The organism is Gordonia sp. YY1 (assembly GCF_009872315.1).
Classification (GTDB): domain Bacteria; phylum Actinomycetota; class Actinomycetes; order Mycobacteriales; family Mycobacteriaceae; genus Gordonia; species Gordonia amicalis.
Genome location: NZ_WXYI01000013.1, coordinates 73,708 through 83,650 on the forward strand (window position 1 = coordinate 73,708; position 9,943 = coordinate 83,650).

The window sequence follows — 9,943 nt, forward strand, 5'->3', positions numbered from 1 at the left end:
CGATCGTTCGGCCGTCCATACCTTGCCAGGCAATGCCATCCCGGTCAAGGCGGACCGGGTCGAAATCCGTGCCGTCAGCTGGTGCGGTAGCCCACCAGCGCACGGGCGAGCTGGAGGTTCCGCGCGATCAGTTCATCCGGGCCCAGCAGTCCGTCGAGCTTGAACCAGGTCGAGACACCTACGCACATCGTGGCCACGGCCCGGGCCGCATCCTTCGGGTACTCGGTGGTGAAGTCGCCCGCCTCCACGCCGGCGAAGACGATCTCGTCGACCATCCGCTGCTGACGGTCCCGGTGGCCGATGTACTTCGGCCGGTAGTCGTCGTCGAGACTCCGGATCTCCGTGGAACCGACGAATGCCTGCTCCCGGCGGTACATGTGGAACCGCAGCAAGGATTCGACGACCGCGTCGAACTGCTTCACCGGCTCCGGTCCGGCTTCGAGGATCGCCGCCTCCGACCGGGCCAGCAGGTCGGTCATCGTCCGCTCGAGCAGACCCTGCAACAGGGACTGCTTCGACGGGTAGTGGTGGTACAGCCCCGGCACCGAGAGGTTCGCCCGCGCGGCGACCTCTCTGACCGACGTGCCGTGATAGCCCTGCTCGGCGAACGCCTCGAGGGCCGCTGCCAGCGGGATCGGGAGCTCGGGCTCGCCGTAGTCACGCCACGCGCCGAGAGGTTGCTTCGCCGGTCGTACGTCGGTTTCGCCGGTTCCGCTGTTCATGGGTTCAAACATATCTCCACAGGCGGCACTACTCACCATCGGCGCTGCGGTGGGACAGGCTCTTCTCCAGGATCTCCGCGGGGGACACGAGCAACGCGATGCTGAGGTCCACGACCTCCGACTTCGTGAGCTCGACGTCGCCCTCGAGCCAGGCCGCGAGCAGGCGACTCAACCCACCCACCTGGTAATGCGCCACGCCCGTCGCCTGCGCGGGGCCGACGTGCACATCGAGAATCGACGAGGTGCTCTGGAGCGTCAGACCCGCGAACAGTGCGGTGGACTCCATCCGCTTCGCCGCGATCACCGGGCTCAGCAGGGCTTGCGAGAACAGCAGTCGACCCTTGCGTCGATCCTGATCGATGAGGTCGACGATCGCGGCGACCGCTCCGGCCACCTTGGCGCGCATGGTCGCGCCCTCGGAGAACGCGGCGAGGCTCGAATGTGCGATCTCCTCGATGACTTCGTCGTACACCACACCGACGAGCTGATCGACCGACTCGAAACTCTCGTAGAAGTATCGAGCGGTCAGGCCGGCCCGCCGGCAGACGCCGCGCACCGTGACCGCCTCCGCGTCATCGGCGCCGAGCAGGTCCAGAGCTGCGTCGATCAGCGATGCGCGGCGTCGCGCGACCCGGGTGTCGCCACCCTCGCCGCCGTACGCGCGGAGGGAAGCAGCCGCATCCGACGCAGCGGCGTCGGACCCGGTTTCCGGGGTCGAAGGTCCTCTTCCCATGGTTCCTATCTTGACACCCCAGTAAGTTCATGTTTTATAAAACGGGAAACAAACGTTTCCTAAATCCGACCAGGAGGGGTTCGATGGCATCGGAGCCTATCACCAGTGGAAGCTCGGCCCTGTCGCCGCAAACGTCGGCCGACGCCACACCCGAGATCGAGCAGTTCCTCGCCGCGGAGAAACCCGACACCGAGTTCCTGCCGTCGACCGCACGCATGTCCCGCGCCGAACTGGACGCACTCCCCTCCGCACAGAACCTCGATCCGTTGGGCATCGGAGTCCTCGCCGGCGCGGCGAACGTCATCATGCAGCTGAGCCTGCCCGCGGTGGGTTACGGCGTGTACGAGAGTCGCGTCGACTCGGGGAATCTGTTCAAGCATCCCCTCAAGCGCGGCCGCACCACTCTGAGCTACCTCGCGGTCGCCGGTCTGGGCAGCGCCAAGGATCGCAAGGCCTACCGCAAGGCGATCGGCAAAGCCCACGCGCAGGTCCGGTCCACCACCGACAGCCCGGTCAAATACAACGCCTTCGACCCGAAGCTGCAACTGTGGGTCGCGGCCTGCCTGTACCGCGGCACCGAGGACGTCCATCGGATCTTCGGCGGGATGACCGAGGTGACCGACGAGTTCTACCAGGCCGGCGCAGTCCTGGGCACCACCCTGCAGGTCCCGCGCGAGGCCTGGCCGACCGATCGAGCGGCCTTCGAGGAGTACTGGAACGAGACCGTCGAGACCCTCGAGATCGACCCGGTCATCCGTGAGTACCTGATGCGGATCGCCCGCGCCGAGTTCCTGGGTCCGATCGTGGCCAAGCTTCTGGGCTGGTACTTCGAGATCCTGGCCATCGGCTTCCTGCCGGAGAACTTCCGCCGGAAGATGGACGTGCGACTGTCGCCGTGGCAGCAACTGTTCTTCGACAAGCACAACGCCGCACTCCGGGCGATCATCACCCGCGCACCCAAACCGGTTCGCAGCTTCCCGTTCAACCTGCTGCTCGCCGACGTCCGGTGGCGGATGCGCACCGGTCGCCCACTGGTCTGAACCGTCAGTTCCCGGTTGGGGGAAGCCCGTCCCGCTCATCGCGAGCGGGACGGGCTTTTCGGTGTCACACCCGCCGCACCGCGTCGCGATCGAGCGCGGCGACGTCGGTATGGCCGGCGAGTCCGAGCGTGAGGTCGAGTTCGGCGATGATGTCGGCCACCGCGTCGCGTGCACCGTCGGCACCGGCGAGCGCCAGCCCGTACATGTGCGGCCGGCCGATGCAGGCGGCGTCGGCGCCGAGCGCGAGTGCCTTGAAAACGTCTGAGCCGGTGTAGATCCCGGAGTCGATGAGCACCTTGATCCGGCCGTCGACGGCGGGCGCGATCTCCTCGAGGGCGTCGATCGTGCTCACGGCACCGTCGATCTGGCGTCCACCGTGGTTGGACACGATGATGCCGTCGACCCCGGCGTCGACGGCGCGACGGGCATCGTCGGGATGGAGCACTCCCTTGAGCACGATCGGCAGCGACGTCCGCCCGCGCAGCCCCGCGAGATCGTCCCAGCTCAGCGACGGACGCGAATAGATGTCGAGAAAGGTCTGTACCGCGGCGCGCGGTCGGGCCGACGTGAGATTCGCGAGGAAGCGCCCCGGCGCGTTGCGCGTGATCGAGATCAGGGTCGCGATGGCACCGAGGGAGATCTCGGGTCGTTCCCCGGCGGCGGTGCGTAGCCGCTCGGTGACGATGTCGACGAAGCGCCGGTCCGAGGTGTACTGCGCGATGCCCTCACCCCGCGCGAACGGTAGCGATCCCAGGTTCAGGTCCTGGGGACGCCATCCGAGCATCGTGGTGTCCAAGGTGACGACCACCGCGTCGGCACCGATTTCCTCCGCACGGGCGAGCAGGCTGTCGACCAACTCGTCGTCGGTGGACCAGTACAGCTGGAACCATCGCGGCGCACCTGGCGCCACACCGTCCATCTCGGCGGCCACGGTCTCCATCGGCACACTCGCCTGGTTCGAAAAGATGTACGGCACACCGAGTTCCGCGGCCGCGTGACCGATCAGCCGGTCGGCATCCGGAGCGGCCAGGGACCCGGCACCGACCGGCGCGAACAACACCGGTGCCGGGATGCGACGCCCGAACAGTTCGACCTCGAGGTTTCGCTCGGAGACATCGCGGAGAATTCGTGGCACGATCGCCCAGCGGTCCAGGGCCCGGCGGTTGGCCGCCATCGTGCGACCCTCACCGGCACCGCCGCCGATGTACGCCCACGCGCGGGCCGACATCGCCCGTTTGGCGCGACGTTCGAGTTCCGCGAAATCCGTTGGCACGCGTGGCTTTCGCCGGTGAACACCAGCGGTGTAGATGTCGTTCTGCCGCGCTCGCCCGTATCCCGTGGTCATGGGAGCCGATCGTAACGTCGGCATCGCCCGGCCCGGGACGATTCCGGCGGTGTCCGAGGGACCCGGACTCAGCGCGTGGCGATCGCCGTCACGCCGGCGGCGGCAACCGTCACCAGGCCCACGGACGGCCAGGCACCGATCTTCTTCGCGAGCGGATGCGAGCCGCCGAACGTCGCCAGGTAGGTGGCGAGCAGACCGCCCGCCACCGCCGGACCCTTCTCGACCGCCCACCGTCGGGTGCACCAGGCGCCTGCCGTCGCGAGGACCACCCCGCCCAGCTCTCGCCGACCGCTGTATCGCGCCGCCGCGAAACCGCCGACCAGACCGACCGCCACCACGGGAACCGTTGCATCCACTGCCATGCGACCCAACCTACCGGCATCCCGGAGCCCGCACCCATCCGTCGGGTGTCATCGCTCCGAAGACCGGGTACCCGCATCCGCCGGCGGACCCGACAGCCGACCCGCACCCCGAAGGGCCTCGACATGACCCAGACCGCAGAGATGACCGACTCATCCCTCCCCCACCGGCCTGTCCTCGACACGAACTCCGGTCTCCGCGCGATCGACGACGCGACGACCGACCTGGAACTCGTCGAGGAGGTCCTGGCCGCGCACTTTCGCCGCCATGCGCTGACGCTGCAGAAAGTGGGGGCCGAGCTCGCTCCCGCGGTCAATGCCATCGGGGGACGTATCGGCGGTGGCAAGCGCCTGCGCGCAGCCTTCTGCCTGTGGGGTGCACGAGGTGCGGCACGTGGGCAGACGGTGCCCGGCGTCGTCGAGTTGGCGTCCGCGATCGAGTTGTTCCACTTCGCCGCCCTGGTCCACGACGACGTGATGGACGACTCCGACACCCGTCGCGGCCTCCCCACCGTCCACCGCCACTTCGCCGACACGCATCGCGCCGACGGGCGCCGCGGCGATTCCGACACGTGGGGCACCGCCGTCGCGATCCTCGTCGGCGACATGTGCCTCTCGTGGTCGGACGATCTGGTCGCCGCAGCGGTCGACGCCGTGCGCCGGGACGTCCGGCAAGCCGTGCGCGAGACCTGGACGGAGATGCGCAACGAGGCCTACGCGGGGCAGTACCTGGACATGCTCGGCCAGACCGAGGAGCACACCGACCCCGACCGGACCGTGCGCGTCCTCCGATACAAGAGCGCCCGCTACAGCATCGGGCAACCGCTCCGACTCGGTGGCACGCTCGCCGGCGCGGACGCCGGCCTCCTGGCCGACTACGACCGCATCGGGCTCAGCGCCGGTGAAGCATTTCAGCTGCGCGACGACATCCTCGGTGTCTTCGGCGACGAGAAGGTCACCGGGAAGCCGACGATCGACGACATCCGCGAGGGCAAGCGCACCATGCTGATGGCACTGGCCGAGGAATCGGCGACCTGGACGGAACGGCGGGTGATGGCCAACTGCCTCGGCAACCCGGATCTCGACGCCGACGGTGCCGCACGGATGCGCGAGGTCGTGGAATCCACCGGCGCGCTCGAACGCGTCGAACAACGCATCGTCGAGCTCGCCGAGGACGCTCTCGACGTCGTCGCGCACGCCTCGGTGGACGACCAGACCCGCCAGGCGCTCACCTCCCTCGTCGAACGTTGTGTGTGGCGCCGCTCATGAACTCGGATGGTGTCCCGACGGTCGAGTTGCGCATCTGGGGCGTCGACCGGGTGATGCCCGCGCTCGGCCGGATGGCATCGGGACGCCGCGCGCTACGGGCGACCCCGGGACTCCGGTTCGCGAAACTGCTCGGCACCGGAACCGCCAGGACTTTCACGATGGAGAGCGCCGACCTGCGGCACTGGGCAGCGCTCACCGTCTGGAACGACGACGATGCGGCGCGCGCCTCGTCGAACTCGCGGGTCCTGCGACGCTGGCAGGACTCGAGCACCGAGGAACTGCGCATCACGATGCGGCCGCTCCGGTCGAAGGGCCGGTGGTCGAGGGTCGATCCGTTCGGCCATCGGTCGCACGACGGCCAGCCGGCCACCGGGGTCCGGCCACGTGATTGGGCGGGACCGGTCGCCGCACTCACCCGCGCCCGGTTGCGACCGACGACGATGGCGTCCTTCTGGCGGGCCGTTCCGCCGGTGGCCTCGGAACTGGCCGGCGCACAGGGGAATCGACTCGCGCTCGGCGTCGGCGAGCTGCCGATCGGCGTCCAGGGCACGTTCTCGCTCTGGGACTCCGCGCACGACCTCACCGACTTCGCCTACCGCTCCCCCGCCCACAAGTCCGCCATCTCGCGCACCAAGCCCGCCCGTTGGTACGCCGAGGAACTCTTTGCCCGGTTCGCCGTCCTCGACGTCACGGGGACGTACCAGGGGAGATCCGCATGAGCACGACCAGACATTCGCCGCCTGAGGTGCGAGGAGCGCAAGCGACGAGCCACGAAGGCCCGGCGCGCAGATCATCCCGCCGTCACCACCTCATCCCGGTCGCGTGGGTTCTCCTCGCCGCGACCATCGGGGTCCAGATCGCCTTCCCGCTGACCGGTGGTGGCACTCTTCCGCTGACCGTCGCGAGCGTGGTGCTGCTGGCGTCGGCGTCGGTGATCCATCTGGCTGCCACGCGCGGGCTCGGGGCCGCGGTGGGTCTGGTGGTGATCGCCGGCGGCGGCGGGCTGGTCGCCGAGGCGATCGGTGTCAGTACCGGATTCCCGTTCGGCACATATGCCTACACCGACGGTCTGGGCCTCAAGATTCTCGGCGTGCCGGTTCTGGTGCCGCTGGCCTGGATCATGATGTCGTGGCCTGCGCTCGCCGTCACCCGGCGACTCATCGGGGCACTGAACCTGTCCGGCACGCGTGCGCGTGTGGCCACCGCGTTCCTGGGCGCCTATGCCCTCACCGCGTGGGACGTCTTCCTCGATCCCCAGATGGTCGACCAGGGGCACTGGGTGTGGCAGTTCCCCGAACCGTCCCTGCCCGGTGTCGACGACATCCCACTGACGAATTTCGCGGGCTGGCTTCTGGTTTCGTTCCTGATGATCGCCGTCCTCGACCGCGTGGTCGGCGCCGGGCACGAGAACACGGACGACGCGGTTCCCGTCACTGCCTATCTGTGGACCTACTTCTCGTCGGTCATGGCGCACGCCGTGTTCTTCGGCCGGCCGACGGTCGCACTGTCCGGTGCCGTGGTGATGGGGGTGGTCGCGCTGCCGCTGCTCGTGCTCGAGGTGCGATCGATCCAGTCCAGGAGACATCGTGCGCGCGACTGACCTGTGGCATCGCACGGTGACGGTGGGGACCGGTCTCTCGCTGGCATCGCTCGCTCTCACCGTCGACAACGCGATCCGAGTCCGCCGGCCCGGCCTCACCGACATCCCGCCCGCCGAACCGCTCTCGGTCCTCATCCCGATGCGAAACGAGGTCACCAGGGCCGAACGTTGTCTCACCGCCGTCCTCGACGCCATCGACCGCTGGCCCGGACCGGTACGCGTGCTGGTGCTCGACGACGGCTCGGCCGACGGAACCGACGCCGTGCTGGCACGACTCGCCGCGCACGACGACCGGATCGAGGTGTTCGAGGGTTCCCCACCCCCGCACGGATGGCTCGGGAAGACCTGGGCCTGCCGGCAATTGGCGGACAACGCCCTGGCCGACGGAACCCTCCCCGACGGGGTCCTCGCCTTCGTCGACGCCGACGTCGTGGTCGAACCGCACGCGTTCACGTCGTCGGTCGCGTTGCTGCGCGCCTCCGGGCTCGATCTCGTCAGCCCCTATCCCCGGCAGGTCGCGACCAGTGCGGCCGAACGCCTGGTGCAGCCGCTGCTCCAGTGGTCGTGGATGAGCACGCTTCCGCTCGGACTCGCCGAGCGTTCCCCGCGCGAGTCCCTGACGGCTGCGAACGGTCAGTTCCTGATGGTCGACGCCGACACCTACCGACGGGCCGGCGGTCATGAGGCCGTCCGCGACGTCGTCCTGGAGGACATCGCCCTGCTGCGGGCGATCAAGGCCGCAGGCGGCCGCGGCGTGGTCGCCGAGGGAAGCACCGTGGCGATCTGCCACATGTACGAAGGTTGGCACGAAGTCCGTGCGGGATACCGCAAATCGCTGTGGTCTGCGTTCGGTTCCCCGGCCGGCACATCCGCGGTGACCGCCGCCCTCTGCCTGATGTATGTGATCCCGGCGCTCGCCGCACTCACCGGGTCGCGCACCGGACTGGTGGGGTACTTCGCCGGCGTCGCCTCCCGACTGGTGGCCGCCCGATGCACCGGTGGACGCACGTTCCCCGACGCCTTCGGACACCCCGCCTCGATCGCGCTGTTCGCCTTCCTCGCAGCAGATTCGACGATCGCCCGACGCCGCGGCGAACTCCGGTGGAAGGGACGCACCATCGAGGTCGACCGATGAGCCGGGTCATCGTGATCGGCGCGGGCGTCGGCGGGCTCGCCACCGCGATGCGCCTGCAGGCGGCCGGTCATGACGTCACCGTGCTCGAACAGTTCGACTCCGTCGGTGGCAAACTCGGCGTGATCGAGCACGACGGCTTCGTCTTCGACACCGGCCCGTCCCTGGTGACCATGCCACACGTCCTCACCGAACTGTTCGATGACACCGGCGCATCCGTGGACGATGTACTCGAACTCCGGCGGCTGCCCGTCGCCGCACGTTACCGCTTCCCCGACGGCACCGAACTCGAGCTGCCCGACACCCTCGACCACATCCCGTCCGCGCTCGACACCGCACTGGGTCCCGGACGTGGCGATCAGTGGTCGGCGTTTCTCGCTCGCGCCCAGGCCATCTGGGACGTGACCCACGGCCCCTTCCTGGAGTCGCCGATGAGCGTGCGGACGATGATCGGCGGGATCGCGACACCGTCGGATGTCCGCACCGTGGCGCCCTGGAAATCCCTGCGCGGGCTCGGGTCCGAGTATCTCGACGATCCCCGCCTGGCGATGCTCCTCGACCGCTACGCCACCTACACCGGGTCGGATCCGCGACGCGCACCGGCGGCACTGGCGTCCGTCCCGTGGGCCGAACAGGCCTGGGGCTCTTGGTATGTCCGCGGCGGTCTCGGACGGATCGCGACCGCGATGCGGGATCGTCTCCTCGCCCTCGGCGGCCGGATCGAGTTCGGTGTCGAGGTGTCCCGGGTGTCGACGGACGAACGCGCACATGTCGACGGCGTCGTTCTCGCCGACGGCAGCAGGCGCTCCGCCGACATCGTCGTGGCGAATGCGGACGCCCGCCAGGTGTACGACCGCCTCGTACCGCGCCGTCCTGCCCGCATTCCGTCTGCGCTGCTGCGACGTTCGACGCCGTCACTGTCGGGCTTCGTCCTGCTCCTGGCCCTCGACGACCCGCCCGCCGGGCAGCCACATCACCACGTCCTGTTCGCCGAGGACTACGACGAGGAGTTCGACGCCGTCTTCGGCTTCAACGGTCCACCGCGCCCCGTCGCCCGACCGACCGTGTACATCTCCGCACCCGACGATCCCGAGATCGTCCCGGGACCGGAGACGGCCGCCTGGTTCGTGCTCGTCAACGCGCCCCGGCACGATCCCGAGCACGGAGTGGACTGGGATGCACCAGGACTCGCAGAGAGCTACGCCGACCAGATCATGGCTGTGATGGCCGACCGCGGCGTCGACGTCGGCGACCGGGTCCGCCATCGGCTGCTGGTCACGCCAGCAGATCTGGAGCGCCGCACCATGACGCCCGGCGGTTCGATCTACGGCTCGTCGTCGAACGGTCCGCGGGCGGCGTTCCTGCGGCCCAAGAACACCTCGCCCGTTCCGGGCCTCTACCTGGTGGGCGGGTCGTCGCACCCGGGCGGTGGGCTACCGCTCGTGATGATGTCGGCGAAGATCGTGGCGGACCTGATCGCCGCACGCTCCTGAGGAGTGAACCCTCCCAGGGAATGCCTCACCAGGCCTTCGAGGCTCGTCGCTTGCGCTCCTCACACCTCAGGCGGCAGGGGGCCGTCGACTTCGATACGCTCCTTCGTCGCTACTCAGCCCGGCGGCTTGCGCTCCTCACACCTCAGGCGGCAGGGGGGCCGTCGCTCGCGCTCCTCACACCTCAGGCGGCAGGGGGCCGTCGACTTCGATACGCTCCTTCGTCGCTACTCAGCCCGGCGGCTTGCGCTCC

10 protein-coding genes are annotated in these 9,943 nt (G+C 69.0%); 6 read left to right on the forward strand and 4 right to left on the reverse strand.

Features of this window, described 5'->3' with window-relative positions:
- Nucleotides 1-74: 74 nt before the first annotated feature.
- Complete coding sequence (locus tag BPODLACK_RS16585; protein WP_024499431.1) at nucleotides 75-722, reverse strand: TetR/AcrR family transcriptional regulator; 648 nt, start codon at nucleotides 720-722, stop codon at nucleotides 75-77.
- Nucleotides 723-750: 28 nt separating this feature from the next.
- The gene (locus tag BPODLACK_RS16590) at nucleotides 751-1,455 is read right to left on the reverse strand and encodes a TetR/AcrR family transcriptional regulator (RefSeq protein WP_024499430.1); all 705 of its coding nucleotides are present in this window, start codon (nucleotides 1,453-1,455) and stop codon (nucleotides 751-753) included.
- 83 nt (nucleotides 1,456-1,538) lie between these two features.
- Between BPODLACK_RS16590 and BPODLACK_RS16595 the strand changes: the two genes are divergently transcribed.
- A complete protein-coding gene (locus BPODLACK_RS16595) occupies nucleotides 1,539-2,495 on the forward strand; it encodes an oxygenase MpaB family protein (protein ID WP_159405730.1) in 957 nt (318 codons plus the stop codon).
- Nucleotides 2,496-2,559: 64 nt separating this feature from the next.
- Here BPODLACK_RS16595 and BPODLACK_RS16600 read toward each other — a convergent pair whose 3' ends face one another.
- Both BPODLACK_RS16600 and BPODLACK_RS16605 read right to left on the reverse strand, forming a co-directional pair.
- Nucleotides 2,560-3,840, reverse strand: a complete 1,281-nt coding sequence (locus BPODLACK_RS16600) for an alpha-hydroxy-acid oxidizing protein (protein ID WP_159405731.1) — start codon at nucleotides 3,838-3,840, stop codon at nucleotides 2,560-2,562.
- A 68-nt stretch (nucleotides 3,841-3,908) separates the two neighbouring features.
- Nucleotides 3,909-4,202: a hypothetical protein gene (locus tag BPODLACK_RS16605; protein ID WP_159405732.1), complete on the reverse strand. Its 294-nt coding sequence runs from the start codon at nucleotides 4,200-4,202 to the stop codon at nucleotides 3,909-3,911.
- 123 nt (nucleotides 4,203-4,325) lie between these two features.
- Here BPODLACK_RS16605 and BPODLACK_RS16610 point away from each other — a divergent pair, with 123 nt between their 5' ends.
- The 5 genes from BPODLACK_RS16610 to BPODLACK_RS16630 are packed head-to-tail and all read left to right on the forward strand — an operon-like array spanning nucleotide 4,326 to nucleotide 9,693.
- Nucleotides 4,326-5,468 carry a polyprenyl synthetase family protein gene (locus BPODLACK_RS16610; protein ID WP_159405733.1) on the forward strand — a complete coding sequence of 381 codons (1,143 nt, stop codon included), beginning with the start codon at nucleotides 4,326-4,328 and terminating at the stop codon, nucleotides 5,466-5,468.
- A complete protein-coding gene (locus BPODLACK_RS16615) occupies nucleotides 5,465-6,187 on the forward strand; it encodes a monooxygenase (RefSeq protein WP_159405734.1) in 723 nt (240 codons plus the stop codon). Before BPODLACK_RS16610 ends, BPODLACK_RS16615 begins: the two co-directional genes overlap by 4 nt.
- The gene (locus BPODLACK_RS16620) at nucleotides 6,184-7,068 is read left to right on the forward strand and encodes a carotenoid biosynthesis protein (protein WP_236577699.1); all 885 of its coding nucleotides are present in this window, start codon (nucleotides 6,184-6,186) and stop codon (nucleotides 7,066-7,068) included. Before BPODLACK_RS16615 ends, BPODLACK_RS16620 begins: the two co-directional genes overlap by 4 nt.
- Complete coding sequence (locus BPODLACK_RS16625; RefSeq protein WP_159405735.1) at nucleotides 7,055-8,203, forward strand: glycosyltransferase; 1,149 nt, start codon at nucleotides 7,055-7,057, stop codon at nucleotides 8,201-8,203. The genes BPODLACK_RS16620 and BPODLACK_RS16625 overlap by 14 nt, the downstream gene beginning before the upstream one ends.
- Nucleotides 8,200-9,693 carry a phytoene desaturase family protein gene (locus BPODLACK_RS16630; RefSeq protein ID WP_159405736.1) on the forward strand — a complete coding sequence of 498 codons (1,494 nt, stop codon included), beginning with the start codon at nucleotides 8,200-8,202 and terminating at the stop codon, nucleotides 9,691-9,693. Before BPODLACK_RS16625 ends, BPODLACK_RS16630 begins: the two co-directional genes overlap by 4 nt.
- Nucleotides 9,694-9,943 lie beyond the last annotated feature (250 nt).